At 64.1% G+C, this 19,879-nt stretch carries 20 protein-coding genes; 3 read left to right on the plus strand and 17 right to left on the minus strand.

Annotation, left to right across the window (positions count from 1 at the left end; genetic code table 11):
* Positions 1–23 precede the first annotated feature (23 nt).
* Positions 24–161, plus strand: a complete 138-nt coding sequence (locus AC1DLO_RS13885) for a hypothetical protein (RefSeq protein WP_476890334.1) — start codon at positions 24–26, stop codon at positions 159–161.
* Positions 162–340: 179 nt separating this feature from the next.
* Here AC1DLO_RS13885 and AC1DLO_RS13890 read toward each other — a convergent pair whose 3' ends face one another.
* The 4 genes from AC1DLO_RS13890 to AC1DLO_RS13905 all read right to left on the minus strand — a co-directional run bounded on the left by AC1DLO_RS13890 (position 341) and on the right by AC1DLO_RS13905 (position 2,809).
* A complete protein-coding gene (locus AC1DLO_RS13890) occupies positions 341–478 on the minus strand; it encodes a hypothetical protein (RefSeq protein ID WP_184736290.1) in 138 nt (45 codons plus the stop codon).
* Between the two features lie 110 nt (positions 479–588).
* A complete protein-coding gene (gene nhaA / locus AC1DLO_RS13895; RefSeq protein WP_476890335.1) occupies positions 589–1,896 on the minus strand; it encodes a Na+/H+ antiporter NhaA in 1,308 nt (435 codons plus the stop codon).
* A 192-nt stretch (positions 1,897–2,088) separates the two neighbouring features.
* Positions 2,089–2,310 (minus strand): SCO4848 family membrane protein, encoded by a 222-nt coding sequence (locus tag AC1DLO_RS13900; RefSeq protein ID WP_476890336.1) that lies wholly within the window; start codon positions 2,308–2,310, stop codon positions 2,089–2,091.
* Position 2,311: 1 nt separating this feature from the next.
* Entirely contained in the window at positions 2,312–2,809 is a 498-nt protein-coding gene (locus AC1DLO_RS13905) for a DUF2505 domain-containing protein (RefSeq protein ID WP_476890337.1), read from the minus strand.
* Between the two features lie 145 nt (positions 2,810–2,954).
* Between AC1DLO_RS13905 and mfd the strand changes: the two genes are divergently transcribed.
* Together mfd and AC1DLO_RS13915 are read left to right on the plus strand one after the other, a co-directional pair.
* Positions 2,955–6,671: a transcription-repair coupling factor gene (gene mfd, locus AC1DLO_RS13910; protein ID WP_476890338.1), complete on the plus strand. Its 3,717-nt coding sequence runs from the start codon at positions 2,955–2,957 to the stop codon at positions 6,669–6,671.
* Positions 6,672–6,675: 4 nt separating this feature from the next.
* A complete protein-coding gene (locus AC1DLO_RS13915) occupies positions 6,676–7,482 on the plus strand; it encodes a metal-dependent hydrolase (protein WP_476890339.1) in 807 nt (268 codons plus the stop codon).
* 10 nt (positions 7,483–7,492) lie between these two features.
* On the opposite strand, the gene AC1DLO_RS13920 is transcribed toward AC1DLO_RS13915, so the two are convergent.
* The 13 genes from AC1DLO_RS13920 to AC1DLO_RS13980 all read right to left on the minus strand — a co-directional run bounded on the left by AC1DLO_RS13920 (position 7,493) and on the right by AC1DLO_RS13980 (position 19,872).
* A complete protein-coding gene (locus tag AC1DLO_RS13920) occupies positions 7,493–9,019 on the minus strand; it encodes an OmpL47-type beta-barrel domain-containing protein (protein WP_476890340.1) in 1,527 nt (508 codons plus the stop codon).
* Complete coding sequence (locus AC1DLO_RS13925; protein ID WP_476890341.1) at positions 9,016–9,525, minus strand: hypothetical protein; 510 nt, start codon at positions 9,523–9,525, stop codon at positions 9,016–9,018. The genes AC1DLO_RS13920 and AC1DLO_RS13925 overlap by 4 nt, the downstream gene beginning before the upstream one ends.
* 16 nt (positions 9,526–9,541) lie before the next feature.
* Positions 9,542–10,393 (minus strand): COG1470 family protein, encoded by an 852-nt coding sequence (locus AC1DLO_RS13930; protein ID WP_476890342.1) that lies wholly within the window; start codon positions 10,391–10,393, stop codon positions 9,542–9,544.
* Positions 10,394–10,476: 83 nt separating this feature from the next.
* Positions 10,477–10,959 carry a hypothetical protein gene (locus AC1DLO_RS13935; RefSeq protein ID WP_476890343.1) on the minus strand — a complete coding sequence of 161 codons (483 nt, stop codon included), beginning with the start codon at positions 10,957–10,959 and terminating at the stop codon, positions 10,477–10,479.
* Between the two features lie 364 nt (positions 10,960–11,323).
* Positions 11,324–11,551 (minus strand): hypothetical protein, encoded by a 228-nt coding sequence (locus AC1DLO_RS13940; RefSeq protein WP_476890344.1) that lies wholly within the window; start codon positions 11,549–11,551, stop codon positions 11,324–11,326.
* A 53-nt stretch (positions 11,552–11,604) separates the two neighbouring features.
* On the minus strand, positions 11,605–12,309 hold the full coding sequence (deoC, locus tag AC1DLO_RS13945) for a deoxyribose-phosphate aldolase (RefSeq protein WP_184736272.1): 705 nt from the start codon (positions 12,307–12,309) through the stop codon (positions 11,605–11,607).
* Between the two features lie 143 nt (positions 12,310–12,452).
* The gene (locus tag AC1DLO_RS13950) at positions 12,453–13,364 is read right to left on the minus strand and encodes an FAD-dependent oxidoreductase (protein WP_476890345.1); all 912 of its coding nucleotides are present in this window, start codon (positions 13,362–13,364) and stop codon (positions 12,453–12,455) included.
* 163 nt (positions 13,365–13,527) lie between these two features.
* Entirely contained in the window at positions 13,528–14,877 is a 1,350-nt protein-coding gene (locus AC1DLO_RS13955) for a patatin-like phospholipase family protein (protein ID WP_476890346.1), read from the minus strand.
* Complete coding sequence (locus AC1DLO_RS13960; protein ID WP_476890347.1) at positions 14,874–15,353, minus strand: hypothetical protein; 480 nt, start codon at positions 15,351–15,353, stop codon at positions 14,874–14,876. The genes AC1DLO_RS13955 and AC1DLO_RS13960 overlap by 4 nt, the downstream gene beginning before the upstream one ends.
* A 7-nt stretch (positions 15,354–15,360) precedes the next feature.
* A complete protein-coding gene (locus tag AC1DLO_RS13965; protein ID WP_184736267.1) occupies positions 15,361–15,843 on the minus strand; it encodes a hypothetical protein in 483 nt (160 codons plus the stop codon).
* The gene (locus AC1DLO_RS13970; protein ID WP_476914500.1) at positions 15,840–16,820 is read right to left on the minus strand and encodes an acetoacetate decarboxylase family protein; all 981 of its coding nucleotides are present in this window, start codon (positions 16,818–16,820) and stop codon (positions 15,840–15,842) included. Before AC1DLO_RS13970 ends, AC1DLO_RS13965 begins: the two co-directional genes overlap by 4 nt.
* Positions 16,817–17,854, minus strand: coding sequence for an alpha/beta fold hydrolase (locus tag AC1DLO_RS13975; RefSeq protein ID WP_476890349.1), 1,038 nt, complete (start codon positions 17,852–17,854; stop codon positions 16,817–16,819). The genes AC1DLO_RS13970 and AC1DLO_RS13975 overlap by 4 nt, the downstream gene beginning before the upstream one ends.
* The gene (locus AC1DLO_RS13980; protein ID WP_476890350.1) at positions 17,851–19,872 is read right to left on the minus strand and encodes a hypothetical protein; all 2,022 of its coding nucleotides are present in this window, start codon (positions 19,870–19,872) and stop codon (positions 17,851–17,853) included. Before AC1DLO_RS13980 ends, AC1DLO_RS13975 begins: the two co-directional genes overlap by 4 nt.
* Between the last annotated feature and the right edge of the window lie 7 nt (positions 19,873–19,879).

A 19,879-nucleotide genomic window follows, 5' to 3' on the forward strand; every position in this document is an offset into this window, starting at 1 on the left:
CAGGCCGGACTTAGCCTCGAACCATGGTCACCTTGGAGAGCAGGCGCGAATGGCGCCGGAGCCAGCATCGGGTCCGCAGGGCGGAAATTGTGGTTGTGGGATTGTTGCTCGCCCTCGTTGCGGTAACCATTCTTGCCGCCCTTACGGGCGCGATCCGCTGAGGCAAAGGCTGGAACTCAGTCAAGCTGGGCCGATGACGGCTGGGCTTGGCCGCACGACGTGGGAACGCGCCGCACGACGTGGGAACGCGCCGCACGACGTGGGAACGCAGAGCCAGAGAAAAGCTCGGACCCGCGAAAGCCGGTCCGAGCTTTTGTGTACCGTTGGCATCGCCATCGCATCACTTGGGTACCGCTGCGATGAGCACCGAAATCGACATGAGACCGAGAACCGCCCAGACGAAGTACAACGACCAGTTCTTCGCTTGGGCCTTCCTGTGGGCCCCATGCCACACTCGTTCCATACTATTCGCGTCCATAGCAGCAAGGTATTCCTGCCAATGGGGCTCAAATAGCGTGCCAACCACCCCACTTGCAAACGGCAATACTCGATTTGCAATGTCGGCTACTCGTATGTGGACCGGGCGCCTCAGGCGCGGGTAAAGACGTCCGGCACGCCATCGCCGTCGTCGTCCCTCTGCTCGTCCCGCGCCACGCGGCGGTAGTGCCCGTTGCGGGCTTTGAGCACGACGGCGGCCAGCACCGCCGCGGCGAGGGAACCGGCCAGAATGGCCACTTTCGCGTGGTCGTCGTGCGGGGAACCGGAGCCGAAGCCGAGCTCGGCGATGAGGAGGGAAACGGTGAAGCCGACGCCCGCGAGCATGGCGAGCCCGGCGACGTCGATCCACGTGAGGCCATCGTCGAGCCGTGCGCGAGTGGTCTTGGTGAAGAGGAACGTGGTGCCGAACACGCCCGCCGTCTTGCCCACCACCAGGGCGAGCACAATGCCTACAGCCACCGGATCCCGAAAGGCAGTTCCCAGGCCTTCCGCGCCGCCCAAAGCCACGCCAGCAGAGAAGAAGGCGAACACCGGCACGGCAAAGCCTGCCGACAAGGGACGCAGCCGGTGTTCGAAACTTTCAGCGAGTCCGGCCGCAGGCTCGCCCTTCTTTCCCGAGGTCACAACGGGTACGGCAAAGGCCAGCAGGACCCCGGCCACGGTGGCGTGGATGCCCGAAGCATGGACGAAGGCCCACGTGGCCCCGGCAAGGGGGAGCAGGAGGTACCAGCTGCGGACGCGCTTCTGGACCAGAAAGGTAAAGAGGGCCAGCGGCACGGCGGCGGCCAGGAGCAGGAGCGGCTCAAGGCCACTCGAATAGAAAAACGCGATGATGCCGATGGCGATCAGGTCATCCACCACGGCCAGCGTCAGCAGGAACGTGCGCAACGCCGCTGGCAGGTGCGTATTAATGACGGCAAGGACGGCCAAGGCGAAGGCGATGTCCGTGGCCGTGGGTATGGCCCAGCCCTTGAGGGTTTCGGCGCCCGAACCGAGGTTGAGGGCAACGTAAATGAGCGCGGGCAGGGCCACGCCGCCGACGGCTGCCGCTACCGGGACGATCGCCTTTGCAGGCTTTCGCAATTCGCCGGCCACGAATTCGCGCTTCAGCTCCAGCCCGGCGATGAAGAAGAACACGGCCAGGAGCCCATCGGACGCCCAATGGCCCAGGCTCAATTCCAGGTGCCACGGGGCGTAGCCGATCTTGACGTCGCGCAGAGTGAAATAGCCGTCGGCAAGGGGAGAATTTGCCCAGACGAGGGCGGCAACCGTGGTTGCGAGCAAAAGTGCGCCGCCAACGGTTTCGGTGCGAAGGATGGCCAGGATGCGTTGGTACTCGGGGAAGCTCGAGCGGCTGAAAACCTTGGAAGGGGCAGCCGGGTGCGGGCTGTTCGCCATGATGGCTCCTGTGGAGGTTGGGAAGCTTGGGGTCGACAAAACTGTTGCCGACCAGACTTCCCGGCGCACCTGACTTCCACTTTAGCCGAAGGGAGTGCTGCCCCGCCGAGGGACCCAACTAACTAACAGTAGGCGTCGCTATGAGTGTCCAGAACGACACCGACTGCGAGTCAGCTGGGTGTGGAAGAAGCGTTACGTGAGCAGGCCCGCTACTCCGATGACCGCCGTCGCGAGTCCAAACACCATGGAAATGCTGACCAGGACGACGTGGACCGTGAGGAACTTGGTGGCTTTCCCGTTGGCGTCGCGGGCACGGGGGTCCGCTATGACGCGCCGCAGGAACTGCGGCCACACGATGAGCGACCAAGCGCCGGCGACGATCAGCACAGTGGCGAGGACCGGTCCCAACTGCACGCTAGTGGCTTTCGAGCCAGGCCTCGGCCTGCTGTGCCTGGATGTTGAGCGCCTTGCCCACCATCGGCTCGGCCGCGTCGGCGATCTTGCCACCGAGGAACGGAACCGATGACGTGACGTTGCCCTCAAGCTCAACGCGGGTGTTGCCGCCCTCGGCCACGAGACGCTGCACTGCAGTGACATCCAGCGGGGCGCCGGAGATCTTCAGCGAAATGTTGCTGGTGCGGGAACCGTCGGCCGTTGGGGCCTCCCACTTTTCGGTCTGCGTGACGGTGAGATTCTCGCCCACGAATTTCCGGGCGATTTCCGGCAGGCGCGTGGTGGGCAGGGTCCGGACCGTGGTGGTGGTGAAAGCGCCGGCGGTGTCGCCGTCGATCTGGAACGATTCCAAGGTGCCGCCGACGTACTCGCTGGTGTGACGCAGGAAGGCTTCATCAACGAACGTGGCTGCAACGCGCGCGACGCCGTGGGGCAGGGTGGTGGATGCGTTCAAGGCCATGGGGGTCCTCCGTGGAATATCTCGGTTGAAAGCTCTTGCGGCTCCCAAACATCCTACGGGGTGGGCGGGGTAGGCTAGGAACGCCCCGGGATTCGAGAGAATTTCGGGTTTTCGTGCTGCATTCCCCACCCCAGGAGAGCCATCCATGAGCCCCAAAGGCCAGCCGTCCGCGGTCAACTCCGGAATCGACCGCACAGGCACCGGTGCGTGTCTCGATGGTTTGCGGCGTGCCCTGGGCGAGGATCGGACGTTCGCGCGGGTCAGGCCGGAGGCAGCACGCGCGTTCAGCGAACGCAGCAGCGACTACCAGATCAGCGCCCCCGCAGGCTTGAGGGCGGCGTTGCTCGCCGAAATGGCCGACGGCCTGGCCTCCCGGGATCCTGAGGGCAGCGCGGTGGTGTTGGCGGTGACGGCCACGGGCCGCGAAGCGGAGGACCTGACCGAGGCGCTGGCGGCTTACCTCCCCGCGGATTCCGTGGCGGCCTTTCCCAGCTGGGAGACGCTGCCGCACGAACGGCTCTCCCCACGCTCGGACACGGTGGGCCGCAGGCTCTCCGTGCTCCGCCGCCTGGCCCACCCGGAGAGTTCGACGGCGGGTCCCCTGCGGGTGGTGGTGGCACCGGTTCGCGCCGTGGTCCAGCCGGTGGTGGCCGGCCTTGGAGAACTGGTCCCGGTGACGTTGAAGGTGGGGCAGGAAATGCCCTTCAGCGACGTGGTACGCCGCCTTGCCGACGCTGCCTATTCGCGCGTGGACATGGTTACCCACCGTGGTGAATTCGCCGTCAGGGGCGGTATTTTAGACGTTTTCCCACCCACCGAGGACCACCCGATCAGGGTGGAATTCTTCGGCGACGAGGTGGACCAGATGCGCTGGTTTGCGGTGGCCGACCAGCGGTCGCTCTCCGGTCCGGCCGTGCATCACCCCACCGAACTGCATGCCCCGCCTTGCCGGGAAATCCTCATCACGCCCTCGGTCATGTCCCGGGCCGCCAAGCTCAAGGCCGACATGCCAGCCGCCGCGGACATGTTGGAAAAGATCGCGGGCGGCATCGCCGTCGAGGGCATGGAGTCCCTGGCTCCGGTCCTGGTGGACGCCATGGTGCCTTTCGTGGACCAATTACCGGCCGGTTCCATCGGTGTGGTCATCGAACCGGAGAAGGTCCGCACCCGCGCGCACGACCTCGCGGCCACCAATGAGGAGTTCCTGGAGGCGGCTTGGTCCACAGCGTCCGACGGCGGGACCGCGCCCCTTGATCTGGCCTCGCATGCGGCCGCCAGCCTCCACGAGGCAAGCTTCCAATCCCTGACTGATACGCGCAGCGCGGCGCTGGCCCACGGCGTCTCCTGGTGGTCCATCACCTCCTTGGCGACCGACGAAGAACTTGTCCTCGATATCGACGTCCTGAACCTGCACGCCCGTGAACCGCGCGGCTACCAGGGCGATGTCGCGGAGATGCTCGAATTCATCGGTTCCCACGTGCGTGACCAATGGCGGATCGTGGTGGCCACGGACGGACCCGGTCCGGCCCAGCGTCTCGCCGAGTTGTTCCATGATGCCGATATCCCGTGCTCCCGTGTCGAATCCCTGGCCCACGAACCGCAGGCCGGCATCATCGAGGTGACCACTGCCGCCGTCGGACGCGGTTTTGTCCTGGACGGCCTCAAACTGGGGCTGCTCACGGAAGCGGACCTCCTGGGTCGCACGTCCGCCGGATCCACGAAGGACATGCGACGCATGCCCTCCAAGCGGCGCAACGCCGTCGACCCCCTCCAGCTGCACGCCGGTGACTTCGTGGTCCACGAACAGCACGGGATCGGGAAGTTCGTGGAGCTGATCCAGCGCAAGGTCGCGGGCTCCTCTGCTGGTCCTTCCGGGGGAGACGCCGGTCTTCGCGAGTACCTCGTGCTAGAGTACGCGGCATCCAAGCGAGGTGCCCCCGGCGACCGGCTTTTCGTGCCCACGGACCAGCTGGACCAAGTGACCCGCTATGTCGGGGGCGATACCCCGTCGTTGAGCAAGATGGGCGGGGCGGACTGGGCGAGCACCAAGTCCAAAGCGCGTAAAGCTGTCAAGGAAATCGCGGGCGAGCTCATTCGGCTGTACTCGGCACGCATGGCCTCGCGCGGGCACGCCTTCGCGCCGGACACGCCGTGGCAGCGGGAGCTTGAGGAAGCCTTCCCGTACGTCGAGACGCCGGACCAGCTGACCACCATCAACGAGGTCAAGGCCGACATGGAACGCGAGATCCCCATGGACCGGCTGGTCTCGGGCGACGTCGGCTACGGGAAGACCGAGATCGCCGTCCGTGCCGCTTTCAAGGCCGTCCAGGACGGCAAGCAGGTTGCGGTCCTTGTTCCCACCACGTTGCTCGCCCAGCAGCACTATGAAACGTTCACCGAGCGCTTCTCCGGCTTCCCCCTGCGCGTCAAGCCGCTGTCCCGTTTCCAGGGCGCAAAGGAATCCAAGGAGACCATGGAGGGCGTCAAGAACGGATCCGTGGATGTGGTCATTGGCACCCACCGACTGCTGTCCAAGGACTTCGAGTTCAAGGATCTTGGCTTGGTGATCGTGGATGAGGAGCAGCGCTTCGGCGTGGAGCACAAGGAAGCCCTCAAGAAGATGCGCACCAACGTGGACGTCCTCGCCATGAGCGCCACTCCCATCCCGCGTACCTTGGAAATGTCCCTTACGGGTATCCGCGAAACGTCCACCCTGGCCACGCCCCCGGAGGAGCGGCACCCGGTGCTGACGTATGTCGGCCCGTTCACCAACAAGCAGACCTCCGCAGCGATCCGGCGTGAACTGATGCGCGAGGGTCAGGTCTTTTTCGTCCACAACCGCGTGTCCTCGATTGAGCGCATCGCCGCCCAGATCCGGGAACTCGTTCCAGAAGCACGGGTTGAAGTGGCGCACGGGCAAATGTCCGAGAGCCGCCTGGAAAAGATCATCGTGGACTTCTGGGAGAAGCGCTTTGACGTCCTGGTCTGCACCACCATCATTGAGACCGGCCTGGATATTTCCAATGCGAACACCCTGATTGTGGACGGCGCGGACAAGTACGGCCTCTCGCAGCTCCACCAGTTGCGCGGCCGCGTAGGCCGTGGACGCGAACGGGCCTATGCCTACTTCCTGTATCCCTCGGAGAAGCCATTGGGCGAGGTGGCCCTTGAACGGCTGAAAGCCGTCGCGGCCCACAACGAGCTCGGGGCCGGCATGCAGTTGGCCATGAAGGACCTTGAAATCCGCGGTGCCGGCAACTTGCTGGGCGGGGAACAGTCCGGGCACATCCAAGGGGTCGGCTTCGATCTCTACATCCGCTTGGTGGGTGAAGCAGTGGCCGAATACCGTGGCGAGGCCGAAGAGAAGGCGGCCGAGATGAAGATCGAGCTTCCTGTCAATGCCCACTTGCCGCACGATTACGTGCCAGGCGAACGCCTGCGGCTTGAGGCCTACCGGAAGCTGGCCGCCGCCATCACGAACGAGGCCATCGACGAGGTGCTGGCCGAACTCGTGGACCGTTACGGTGAGCCACCGCTGCCCGCGAAGAACCTGATCGCCGTCGCCCGCTTCCGGGTAGGTGCCCGCGAATCCGGGCTGTCCGACGTCGCGCTCCAAGGCAATTTCATCCGCTTCTCTCCCGCACAGTTGCCCGAGTCCAAGGTCATGCGATTGAACCGCATGTACCCGGGCTCGCAGGTCAAACCAGCCCTCGACTCCGTGCTGATTCCCAAGCCCAAGACGGCGAGGATCGGCGGCCGCGACCTGCAGGACGCCGAAATCCTGGAGTGGGCCAACACCGTGATCGAAGCTATCTTCTTCTCGGCTTCGCCGACAACCAGCGCTTCGCAGACCGCAGGCTGAACCGATGATGGGAGGACACCACGCCGCGTCCGGGGCCGCGGCGTGGATAGCTATTGCTTCAACCGGCCCGTACGCCTTGGGCTGGTACCCGCTGGACGCTACTGGGGTCCTCATCGGAGCGATGACGACGGCGGGAACTGCTTTGGTGTGCGACTGGGACCACCGCTCAAGCACCATCGCCCACTCGCTCCCGCCGCTGTCCAACGTGATCGCCGTCGGGATCGAGAAGGCCAGCGGGGGCCACCGGCAGGGAACCCATTCATTGCTTGGCGCCTCGGCTTTTGTGGTGCTCGCGGCCATGGCTGCCCAGTTCCAGCTGGATACTCCGGTGGGCCGTCTGTCCGTGGGTGCCGGACTCTTGTGCATGTTCATGATCAACCTGGCCGCCAAGGCCCTCAAGCTGTTCCCGAATTCCGGCTGGCTCGTCAATTGGGTCTTCGCCCTTGCCATGGCCGCACTGGTGACGTGGTTCGCGCCGCACCAGTGGAGCTGGTTGCCCCTCTCCATGCTGGCCGGCGTAGTTGTCCACATTGTGGGTGACATGATCACCACCGGGGGAGTACCGCTGCTGTGGCCCATCGTCATCAAGCCGCCGAAATTCTGGCGCAAACTGCCCTTCGTCAGCGGAATCTGGCGGGCCAACGGCGCATTCTCCATCCCTCTTCTCGGCAAAGCCGGTTCGCGTCGGGAATGGCTTGTCCTGATTCCGGTGGGCGGCTATGCCATGGTTGGGCTTGGCTTGGCGGCCTGGACGCTGATCCGAAGCCAGTGGCCAGCCGTCCAGGCCCTCTTGCTGGGCCTGGCCGGTTGACAGTGGATCCCTAGAATCCGGAGGCGATCCCGGCGGTGAAGGTACCTGTCAGGGGATTGCCCGCGATATCCGCGGCGTCTGCCGGTGGGGTGTAAACAGGCAGGCTCGAGGGGACGCCGCTACCCTTGCTTCCGTTTGTGCCGTTGTCGTTGAGCGTGATCACGAGTGTCCCGGTGGATTGGGTCCAGGTGATCGGGGCTGAGAACGTCCGGGCCTGGCTGGCGTTCGAGTTGTAGTCCCCGTTGAGAAGCACACTTCCGAAAGCAGGAACCAAGCAGCTTCCGCCGCTGGTCAGTGTCAGTGTGTCATTGGCGGCGCTGATGCTGACGGTGCCCGTGGCGGAGTGGGTGGCTGACGTTGAATCCCAGGCACTGCACAGGGTGTGTGCGTCCATATCCGAGGAAAAGACGATGGTGAGCGTGTCTCCCTTATCGGCTACGCCCGACGATTTGCCATTGGCCATCGTTATGGATGAAACCGTTGGAGCCAAAGTGTCCTTGGACAAGGCAACCGTGGTTGGCTGGCTCGTGTTGCCAGCAGCATCCTTGGCCACGGCGCTGTACGAGATGGTTCCGTCATTCAGATTTGCGAGGCTTAGGCCGCTAGTGCTCCAAGCACCGGATCCGTTGGCCGTGACGGTCTGGCTGGTCGAGTTTGTACCGCCGGAGTCTGTGACCGTGAGGGTTACTGAGGCCCCTGCCTCCGCCGTGCCAGTCACGAGAACGTTGCTCTTGTTGGCGTTGTTCACCCATGCCGGTGCAGAGATCGAGGGGCGATCCGGCGCGATGGTATCGATCTTGACCGTTTGGGTCTTCGGAGTGCTGGTGTTCCCTGCGGCGTCCGAGGCGAAGTAGGAGACGCTGTGGGTGCCCTCGCCGCTGACATTCACTGCCGCTGTGGCCGCGTTGACGGTCACCGTGCTGCCGCCGTCGATCGTGTACTTGATGGTCGCGACGCCGGAGCCGCCCGGGTTGTCGACGGCGCTGAGGTTCACGGTCACCGGGCTGGTGTTGTTGAAACCCGCCGCGTTCGGCGTCGGAGATATTGACGCAACGCTGACGGTTGGCGGAGTCGTATCGATGGATATGCCCGCGCTCCGCGCGCTTTCGGCACCCGTCCAGAGTGAGATTATCGGCGTGATGGTGTAATACCAGGTTCCGTCGGGGACGCTTTGCTCGATGCAGCCCAAGCCGGATACCGTCCCCGTGCAGCCTCCTCCAGCGGCGACCTTGGTACCGCCGGAAGGAGCCGAGTAGCGGGCCACGGTGTAGCCCGCCACTGCGTGTCCGCTCGCTGTGGTGGCGGCAGCCCAGCTGACCGTGACATTGGTGCCGCTCAATGAGCCTGCCGGTGCGCCGCCTTGCGGCATGGTGTCTGCTTTGGCTGCACCGAAATTGCTGCTGCTCAGCGATTGCCAGAAGGCGTTGGCTGCCGGGCCGCCCCAGGAGATGAAGAGCACTGCCAGGAGCGTCCACGTCACGCGACGGTGGAGTGCGTGCCTGTATCCGCGGCCTGCAGAGTGCTTGGGCTTGTTCATTTGCGGACCGCCATCGTCACTGGAAGGTGGAATACGGCGCCCTGGCAGCTGGATTGCGAAGCCGTCGACATTGACGCAGCTGCGGGCAGGGTGATCAGAACGGAGGAGTTTGCCGGGATGGACACCGTTGGAGTGAGTGGCGCGGCCGGGGCGTTGAACGTCACGCCCGTGGTAGTGCACAGCGGGTGGGATGAATCCGCGGTAGCGGCTCCGTTGGCGATGAAGCTGTACACCTGCACAGTGAAGGCATTTGGATTGTTCGCCCGCACGATGACCTCCGCGCTACCTCCAGGGACGAGGGTGGTTGCGGGACTGTCACCGGCCACCAAAGCGTCCACGGTCACCGTCTGCATGGTGCCGTTGGCGGCCGAGCCACTGCCGATCCCAATGGTGGACCAATAGGCGTAGGCCGATCCGACTCCCAGCACCAGGCTCAGCAAGGCAGCCGTCACAGCCGCCTTGGCCGCGGCCAAGGAGCCGGTCTTCATCCACCTGTTCGCTTTCATGTCAGTTGCCCGCATTTCAGTTGCCCTGTCCCGTTCCGGAGTAGGAAAGCTGGATGGTTGCGCCTTTGCAGCCGTCCTGGTTGAGCGAGGTGTCCAGCATTCTTATCTGTGGCCACCGAGCCGCCAGGATGCCGCTCTTAGAGAGCGAGGAATTGCCTGGCGGGGCAGAGATCGGATAACTGCCGCTGAATTGTGTGACCGCATAGTCCGAAGGATTGCATGGCCGGTTATTCGCCACAGCCTCTGCGGTTCTGGTGACTCCAGTGATGGATACAGTAAGCCCGGTGACGTTGAGGCTGGAATTACTAGGGTTTGCCAACTGAAGATCAATCGACACGGCCGAGCCTGGCGTCAGGAGTTCGGCGGGACCGCCTGAGATGGTGAACGGCTGATGCTGGCCGGCGGTCACCGTCAAGGAAACGACGACGACGGCTGACTGTACCGCTCCGCTGCTGCCCTTGAGGCTCAGGGAGTAGGTTCCCAAGGGCGTGGCGGACGTCGTGGACACGTTGAGGTCCGCCGACGCCGATCCTGGCCCGACGGCTACGACGGCGGGAGAAAAAGCTGCTATGGCGCCTGCCGGCAGCCCCGAGATTGACAGTGAGACGTTGCCAGTAAACCCGCCTGTGGGCTGGACCACGACGTTGTAGCTTGCCGAGGTCCCCTGTGTCACGGACCTGCTGGTAGGTGCAAGTTGTAAGGTGATGCCTTTTTCGGGGTTTTGGGCGCTGGTTCCATTTCCGTTGCTATTGGCGGCGAGCACGACGCCTGACGTAAAGGTCACCAAAAGGAGGCCTGCCAGGAGCATCTTGGCTCCCGTGCGAACGGTGCGGATCGGCGAGCGGAATAGCTCCGGATTGCGTGGCACCGGTTCCTCCTCTGGGTTTGTTCTGCGTGGTTCTGTTAGGACAGCACAAGCTGGTGGGCCGTTGCGGGCCCACCAGCCCTTGACTAGTTGCTGGTGTAGGTGAGGTTGACCGTGGCGCCCTTGCAGCCGTCCTGGTTGGCGCCGGCCTTGTCGTTGAACGCGATCGTCGCACCGCCCCAGCTGCCCACACCCATACCGCTGGCCACTTCGTGGCCGACGGCCACCGTCGGTGAGACGAGGGTGAAGTCGCTCGAGTCGCAGGCCCCGACTGCACCGGCGGCCTGGGTGACGCTAGCGATGCTTGCCGTCACGCTGGCAACATAAACCGGGCTGGTGTTGCCGTTGTTGAAGTTGCCGCTCAAGGCCTGAGGCGCGCCGCCCGGCTTCAGATCGCCGACGGCGCTGGTCTGGACGACCGTGATCGGCGCATTTGTGCCGGTTGCGCCCGAGGCGACACCGCTACCGGTGTTCGTCCAGTATGCGAAGGCTGCGCCGCCGCTTGCTGCTACGAGGGCAATTGATGCTGCTGCCGCGTAGATCTTTCCTTTTTTGCTCAATTTACGCATGATGAGACTCCTTGTTAATTGTTATTCCCCGGAACAGGCGAACAGCGGCAAGGAATTCGCAAATTACCAATCCTGCTTTGACTGCCCATTCATTCGATGACCAAATGCTGGCATGGAGGGTGTTTAACTAACAACGAGTGGTGTTACCTGTCTTTCCCATGTCAAAACGAGTGGTACTACTTGGTTTGCGAACCGGCTCGACCACCATTTCCGACCTTCTTTGGTGGGAACGACGGCGACACGCCCTTTTTCGGGGCGCGCCGCCGTCGTTCGCGTTGAAAGGAGGTCAAAAGTAGTGGAGTCACACTTAAATAGCTGTGGCCCCGGACCAAAGTCCGGGGCCACAGCTTTTGCAGTTGGTTTCTTAGCTTTCGCCTGCCGAGTTGGAGCGGCCGAGGATGGTCTGTGGAATCCAGAATGCGAGCGCAAACAGGCCGAGGCACACGGCCATGGGCCACGGGTTGCTCAGCGTCAGGAAGGACAGCGAATAGATCGCGCCGAGGAACAGGACCATGCTGAACACGAAGAGCAGAATGCTCTGGCCCAGGTTGTTCTCTTTTTCGATGGGCTGGCTCGTGGCGTTCTGGGACATACTTTCCTCCTCGGCCCCTGGGGGCTCAAAAACTTTGGCGGCTGCGGGGCTATTCAGTACGCGGATGAACCTTGTTCACCTTTGACGATGGCAATTCCGGAGCTCGCACCGATACGTGTTGCACCAGCAGCAATCATAGCCTGTGCATCAGCCAGGGAACGCACGCCACCGGAGGCTTTGACGCCGAGGTCCGGGCCTACCGTCTTGCGCATGAGGGCAACGTCCTCGACTGTGGCGCCGCCACCGTTGAAGCCGGTTGATGTCTTGACGAAGTCCGCCCCGGCCTCCACGGAGGCTTCGCAAGCCAGGACCTTCTGCTCGTCGTTAAGTAGCGCGGTCTCGATGATGACCTTGAGGATAGCCCCGCCCGCGTGGACTGCCTCCGCTACGGCCGTGATGTCGTCCACCAATGCGCCCTTGTCCCCGGCTCGTGCTGCGGCGATGTTGATCACCATGTCGATTTCATCCGCACCGTCCAACACGGCACCACGCGCTTCAAAGGCCTTGACGTCGCTCGGCGTGGCACCTAGCGGGAAGCCAATCACCGAGCAGGTGAGCACGCCGGAACCCTTGAGGGCCTTGGTGACGGTCTTAACCCAAATCGGATTGACGCACACCGATTTGAACTTGTACTCGGCCGCCTCGGCACAGACCTGGCGCACTTCGGCCTCGCTGGCCTCCGGTTTGAGAAGGGTGTGGTCGATGTAGGAAGCGATGCTTGCACTACTGTCCAGTGCGGTGGAGGCTTGGTTGCTCATGGAGGTCCTTCCGTGGCGGCCCGGTGGCTTCGTGCCGCAAGGGTCGCGGCTCGTCAAATGACCATCTTGCCACACTGCCACGCCGCCGTGGAGGCTGCCCTGAACCGGCGCGAATACTGGGTGTCGGGCCTCCTCAGGCCTCCTCAAGCGGCGGCGACGGCGGAACCTGCAGACGGTATAGACCTCGGAGCGCGGACCCTGGCGTCTTCCTCAAGCCGGGCGGCACAATGGGCCGCGGCGGCATCGGAAGACAAGACGAGGCCCAAGCGCATGCCGTCCCAGGAGGCGGCGTCACCGATCGCCCAGATGCCCGCCACGGACGTGGCGAAGTCGCGCCCCACCTTGATGCCGCCGTCGGGAGCTGTTTGCAGGCCGGCGCTTTCGGCGAGCTCGTTACGGGGGAGCCGTTCCTCGGCGAGCACCACAAGATCGCCGTTCATGCTGCTGCCGTCTTCGAAAACGATCCCGGTGGCCGGGAAGACCGAACCGGCGACGGAAGGCATGACGGCAGCGGGGCGCAAGGTGGTGCGGACGGGCCGGACGCCGCGGGCACGCAGCACAGCCTCGGCTTGGCCGGCTGCCGGGCCGGTGCCCACCAGGATTCCGAGCGGGCGACGGCCCAAGACCCGGGTAATGTCCTTGACCGCGGTGCCGATTTGCTCGGCGTCGTCGATGGTGGAGTAGCTCAGGCCGCGTGCAGCGTCCTGGACCGGCGGAAACATGGGCGAGGAACCGGTGGCGACAACCAGCTGATCGTACGGGAACTCCATGCCCTCGGTGGTGGTCACCGTGCGCGCCTCGGCATCAATGAAGCTCGCCGCCTGGCCGAAACGGACGGAAACCTGGGGGAGGGCAGCTAGCTCAAGGAGGGCATCGGAACAATCGTCGCGGTTGCTCAGGACGGTGATGGTGCCGTGGAAGGTTGCGGTTCCCGGCTGTTGCCGGTTTTTGTGGGGTGTGCTGACCCCCGTCAGCCGACGCACGAGCGCCTGGGCGGCGGGCCCGGCTCCTGCGATGACGAGGTGGATGGAGTCTGCGGGCGGGGTGATGGACATGGTGGGTCCCTTCGCTGGATTGACCTGTGGGTGCTTGCCTGTGCCCAGCGTAGGCGTTGGGTTTTTCGGTGGTGTTTCCCCGTTGTTGCTATTTCGCAGGCGCCCGTTCCCTGATGGTTACCCGCCGGTAATGAGCTGGATCACACGGGGAAGGACGCGCGTTTCAGTACCTCTGCAGGAGGTCCCGGAGTCCGTTGGCTACAAAGGTCTCCGCCGCTTTGGCCCGGCCAAGGAACCCGTGGGCACCCACGGGTTCCACCGACGCGATGAGCCCTGCGGCGTCGCCGAGGCTCATGCTGACCTCGGTATCGATCCGCCCTTCCACCACCAGCCGGGCGCGGCGGGAATCGGACCACGCGTCAGGTCCCGGATCGTCGTGGAAGGTGCGGGTCACCGACACGTCCTGCCAGCCGCCGTCGAGCTTTACTCGCGCCCTGTAGCTGACGTTTTCCCCGTGGGTTTCAACGTGCCCGTCGGCGAGGAAAACGCGGGCTCCGAACGGCCCGTGGTCAAGGAAACCGGACATCTGTGGTGCGGCTCCGGCGTCGGCGGAGGGCAGCACCACGGTGGCCGTCAACGTCAGCGGTTCCCCGCCGGATTCACCACGGAGGGTGTCGTTGAAACGGACCCCGGTAGGAGGCTCGGTCATGGCCGTACAGGAAGAATCCTTGGCCAAGCCGTCGCTGGTCATCGAGTCCAGGTATTTCCGTGCGTCCCGGTAGCCCATGCCGATCAAGGTGTCTGCGTTGATCCGGTCCAGGTAGAACTCGGGATCGAGCGGCAGGGGATGCTCCGGACGCACCACGTGGAGCACAAACTCGCGTCCGATGGCCTTGGCCGCCTCGAAATCCGCAAGGAGTGCGCCCATGGCACTCATTTCGATCATGTGGACGTATTGCTCCAGGGGACCGTCGCCCCAATAGGGGGAATTCCCGATGCACCAGATCAGCCAGATTTCGTCAGCACCGCGCCGCAGCGCTTCCTGGACGTTGGCGTCGCGCACCCAGACGGCGTCGGTCCAGATCTTTCCGTCCCGCCGCAACGGTGTCAGGAAGATGGGCAACGACATTCCGGCGGCCATGAGCTCCGGATCGATCTCGCTTGCGTCCAGCGCGTGGCAGCGCTTTTCCACGAACTCCACCACGTTGAAGGAGCCCCCGACGGCGCCCGGTTCCGCCGCCCGGCGACGGATCTCAGCAGCATCGATCCCCAGAGCCGGGAACACTTTGTTGAGGAGGCCGTCGGCATCGCCAATGGCAGGCAAGGACCACGGTCCCTTCAGATAGTCGCCCAGGGGGAGGGCCGAGCCGAAGTCCTTGACGTTGACGCCGGACCAGTTGCTGCACATGTCCTCCGGGGACACTCCGGAGAGCATCATCCCGGCCGTCAATATCCCGCCGGACGTCCCGTCCACATGGTCGAACGTGAGCCCTTCTTCCGCGAGCGCCCGCACCACTCCGGCCTGCCAAGCCACGCGCATCCCGCCTCCGGCCAACACCAGGGAGCGCTTCACGTCCTAGCCCTCCCTGCAACGCTACTCCCGGCGGACGCAAGGCCTCGCCAATAGATGAAGCAGAGTACCGCCGTCGCAAGATCAAAGAAGGCCACCGTCAGCGCCAGTGGCGCGAAGACGCCGTTCAGGACTCCGATCCCGACGGCGGTGAACGCGCCTGCCTTCTGCACTCCGGACCACAGGACTACTTCGTGCGAAGCTACGGGGTTGAGCAGGGTGTGCAGGAGCAGTCCGCCTACCACCACCATGAACATCCCTACGGTGCCGAAGAGTTGGTGCGCCTCCGGGGTTGGCTCTGCCCCGATCAGCTGGAGAATGGCCGCCCCGAACGGAATTTGCGCTGCCCCGGAAAAGACGGTGATGATGGCGATGGCGGACAGGACGGCCCGCAACGGATCGGCGGTGGCCCAATTCAGGACCCCGGGAGCGTGTTCTTTGTGCGGGCGCGGGTGCGGCTGTGGGTGCGCGGTGCTCATGGGAACCTCACAAGTAGCTTGCCAGTAGTCTGCCGCGGTCTACGAGCAGCCAGACCATGGAGAGCCAGGTGAGGGTGGAGACGTAGAAGCGGATGTCGTTGAGGAACATCCAGCGCAGCAGCAGTTGGCGGAGTTCGGCGTCGTCCTTGAAATCGCCGCCGCGGATCCTGATGTTGATGGGGATGATGATTCCCTGGCCAACCACCGTCAGTGCGATGATGCCCAGCAGGCAGATGATGGCGGGAACGACCCGGATGCTGCCCCATTCCGTCCACACCAGAATGGCCCCGGAGACGAACATGATGGGCACCACCACTGTGAAGAATTTCGTGGCCGCACGGGTTGGAATGCCGAAGTGCATGTCCACGTTGTCGCGGGAGAGGGACTTCCAGGTGGGGTAGAGGAACCATTTGAGGACCCACATGGTGCCCACGTACATGGTGGATCCGAAGAGGAAGTACAGGGCGTTCAGGAGGAGGAGCCAGTTCATGATGCCTGCCCTGKGCCGGTCTGCGTCTGCTGTGCCGATTGCCGTACGCCTGGGCGGGAGCGGTCCGGGGGTGCCAGCCACTCCTGGCTTTGGCCAAGGCCTACCACGCTGTCCATCATGTCTCCGCCGCGGAGGGCTGCCGCTTCTGCTTCCGTCGTTGCCGTGAGGAACCACGCCTCGTAGTGGTCGTCCAAGACTCCATGTGCTTCCGGAAGCCATGCGGTGAAGACCGGTTTCGGTTCTATCTGGAGGGTCTTCAAGGGCGCGACGCCGGGAGCGTCACCCAGGATGAGCCGAGCCTTGGCCTCCTTGCCAAGGGCGATGTCCCCGGTGGCTTCGAAGTAGATATCCGACTTCCAGAGCATCCCGCGGAAGGCGCAATAGTTGGAGGCAGCCAACTTCAAGGGGAGTCCGGCCGGCTCGGGCCGTTCGATTTCGATGTAGCAGCCCAGCTTTCCGTCCTGGTCGTATTGGGCCGAAACAGTTTGGTCAGTGACGACGAAATCGAGGTTGGCCTGGTGCTTGGGCATCCCCCAGATTCCCTTGCCGCCCTTGACCGAGATTTCGGTGCTGACGGGCAGGTCCACCACGAACTGGCCGAGCTTGAACGTCTTCTGGAAAATGAGCGGCAGGATTGGCGGCACGGGCCGGCTGCCGTGGGTGATGGCGATGGCCAGGGAATATTCGATGTATTTGCCGATGTCCGTCGATTTGTAGTTGACCACGGTGACCACCAGCAGCCCCTTGCCGCCGAGGCCGAAAGGCCGCATTTCCGTTCCGGGGAGCAGCGCTGCGGCGGCGCGTTTATTGATGGGGAAGGCCGCCATGAGCACGGGTGAGTCGTCCGAATTGACTGGCATGACGTACTTGATCCCGTCCACTTTTGCGTACTGGCCGGTGAGGTCAATCTGCCGGCGGGGGAGGGGCGACGGCATGAGCTTGAGGAGGGATGCGAGCAGCTGGTTGACGTTGTTCATGAGTTCAGCTCCTGGACGATGATCGGGAAGGTGTCCCGCCACGCCCTGGCGCCGAAGAAGACGTCCAGATGGCCGTAGCCGGGAATGAGGTGCAACGAATCCTTGCCGGGTCTGTGGGCCTGGAAGAACTCGAAAGTGCGTTCCTGGCTCTCGGGCAGGAAGCAGAGGTTGTCCATGCCGGCCAGGAAGACGAACCGCGCGTCGGTCTGGGGTGCCTGGGCCACGAAGTTCTCCGGGAGCTCGGGGTGGTTGCCGGCTGCCACCATGTGCCCCGCCTTGATGCTTCGGCCCATTTCCTCGAAGAAGCTCACGGGGACCTCGGCAAACTCGCCCTTGAGCCATTCGTGCGTGGCGTCGTCGAGGTTTTCGTGGGACCACAGGGCCGGCCTGCCGCTGCCGTAGGTGAAGCTGACCATCTTGCAGACCGTGTTGTTGCATTCGTGGTGGCCGGCCTTGACCAGGAAACGGATGAGGCGGGTGAAATAGCCCTCGGACTTGTAGGCCCACGACGGCGATAAATAAGGAGTGAACAGCTTCACCACGGGCGTCAGGTAGTCGATCTTGAGCCGCGAGAACGCCGGAACCACCGGATGCAGGGACACCGCGTTGGAGATGATGGTGTCCACTTGCGGCAGCAGGCCCGCCGTGGCAGACATGGCGAACGATGTGGAGCCCTGGCAGTGGATCACGGCCTTGAGGGTCGCGGCGCCGGTGGCCCGGAGGACGTGCTCGACGGCGGCGGGATGGTCGTAGACCGCGGCGTCGCCTAGTGTCCAGGAGAGGGGGTCGAGGTCGATCGAGGCGCGCCAGTTCAGCATCCAGACGTCCCAACCGTCCTCAAGCAGCACATCGACCAGCGTGGTGGGGACCGGTGGCCGAAAGAGTTCAGCGCGGACCCCGGACCCATGCACCAACAGCACAGGACCCTTGCTGGGGCTCAGTTGAGAACTCACGTGCACAAGGCTGAGCGGCGTGTCGTCGCGGGCCAGGAAGGGGATGACCTCGGTGTGGTGCTCGGCCCGGGTGACAGTCATGGTGAAATTCCTTCCCGGGAGATGGTGATGGGCGTTTCAAGTAGCCGGACTGTCGGGAGCCCGGCGGCAGTGCCGCCCTTGGCCGGCACTGGACGGACGCCGTCGGCCGTGGTTTCCAGCGCCCAATCGCGGCAGATCTCATCGATGACCAGAGGGTAGACCGTGAGCGTGCCGTCCGGGGCCAGGCGGATGCGCAGGAAACCCTTGTGGTCCTCCACCGCCTGCCCGGACATCGTCCAAGACGCCACTTCACCGCCTCGCGTACCCAGGATGAAGAGGGCAAAGGCCTCACTGCCAAGGACCCAGCCGCTCACGAAGATGACTGCAAGGGCGAAAAGGGCCCCCAGGAATTGAGGCCAGCCGGGAGGCCAGTGCAGGACTGCGACGACCACCAGGCCCACTCCCATCGCCGCGAGTTGGTACAGCACTCCGCGCAGGAAGGTGACAAGGCCCTTGCGGTCCCGGATCACCGACGGGGTGCCGAACAATTTCCAGAGCAATGCCAGCGCGCCGAGGAGTGCAAGCGGTCCCAACACGCCGTAGAGCAACGGCCGTGCCAGGCCGGCCCCTTCGAGGGAACCAAGGGTGTCCATGAGTGACTGGCCGCGGAAGCTGCTGAAGACGGTCCATCCGGCCAGGAAGAAGAGCACATGGATCAGTCCCAGAAGAGGTCCGAAGCCTGGATTCCGGGCAGGAAGCCAAAACGGTGAGAACGGGTTTGCGAGCCGACGCCTCATTTTCCGGCCGTCGTCGCAACTGGGGTAGCTCGTGGGAGTCCGCGTGAAGCTGCGGCCGAGCGAGCCGACGTCCGGCGTTGGGAGCGACGCCGAGACGTTCGGCGACGTGGTGTGCGTCGGCAAGATGATTTCCTCGGGAAGTTCGGAGGTGTCGGCGAGGTAGGCGCCGCCGAGCCCGCACGTGATGAGCTGCGTTCGTCCCGGCTGGCTTGATTCGCTTCCATCGCCGGGACTGCTTTGTGCTCCCTCTGCGCCCTGGGCGCTTTGTTCGAAGCGTGAGTAATGGTGCTGGTCGCCGCTGAGCCAGAGACGGACTATGGCGCCTGTGTCCTCGAAGCGGCCAGTGATCGGGTTGAAGCGGCGGCGCAGATAATCCTGCTCGAAGAAGTTGACCTGGCGGAAGGCGCTCGCCGAGGGGGAATCGGAGAAGATCCAGTATGGAGAAGCCAAGCACAGAATAATGGCATCGCCCGGCTGCAGCTGCGTGGTGACGTTCTTGTAGAAGTACTCCAACTGGGGCTCGTCGATGTACTGGCCAAGTTGGCTGTCCAGGCCCAGCACCCACCAGCCCGGGTTGCCGGGACCGCCGGTGAGCCGCACGCCGAAATAGCTGCGGTTCTGGACTGTTCGCCAGGCTCCGATACTGCGCTGCCTCGTGAACAAGCGGATGAACGACGTGAGTCCGTCGTACCAATCGTGGTTGCCGGGCAGCGCCAGCATCAACGTGGCAGGCGGACAGGCGCTCGGTGGCGGAGTGTCCGAAGTGCCAGGCACGGGAGCGGGAAACGCCTTGCGGTACGGGCCCACCATCTTGTCTTCGTAGCGTTCCGGCGACGCCACGGGATAGACCTCGTCGCCGCCAAGCACCAGGACGTTGCCCCGCGGCAGGGCATGTCCAGCCACCTCGAGCCTGTCCTGGGCCAGCAGAAGCGCTACCGAATAGGTAGCGTCGAAACCGTCGCCGAGGTCAGCGGTGAAATCAAGCCACAATTCCTTGGTCGTGGGGGCTCCGGCCGGTTCTTCCACCCGGCTCCGCAGTTCGTCCGGCGCGGGCAAGCCCTTGTCCATGACGGCAGGCTGGGCGGCCTGGCCAGGCAGCGGGAGCCGGTCAAGGTACAGCGGCTCGCCTGGGAGCCCGGCCTCGAGTTCGCGCTTGTCGCCGAAATCGGCGAAGAGGGTTGCCGCCGCTACCTTGAGGCCCGTGCGGCCCAGGGCAATGGGCGAGAGCCAGCGGACAGTATCGCGGGGCGTGAATCCCAGTTCCCCGCTGTGTTGTGCCAACTCCCAG

Source organism: Arthrobacter sp. 01T419 (assembly GCF_056398865.1).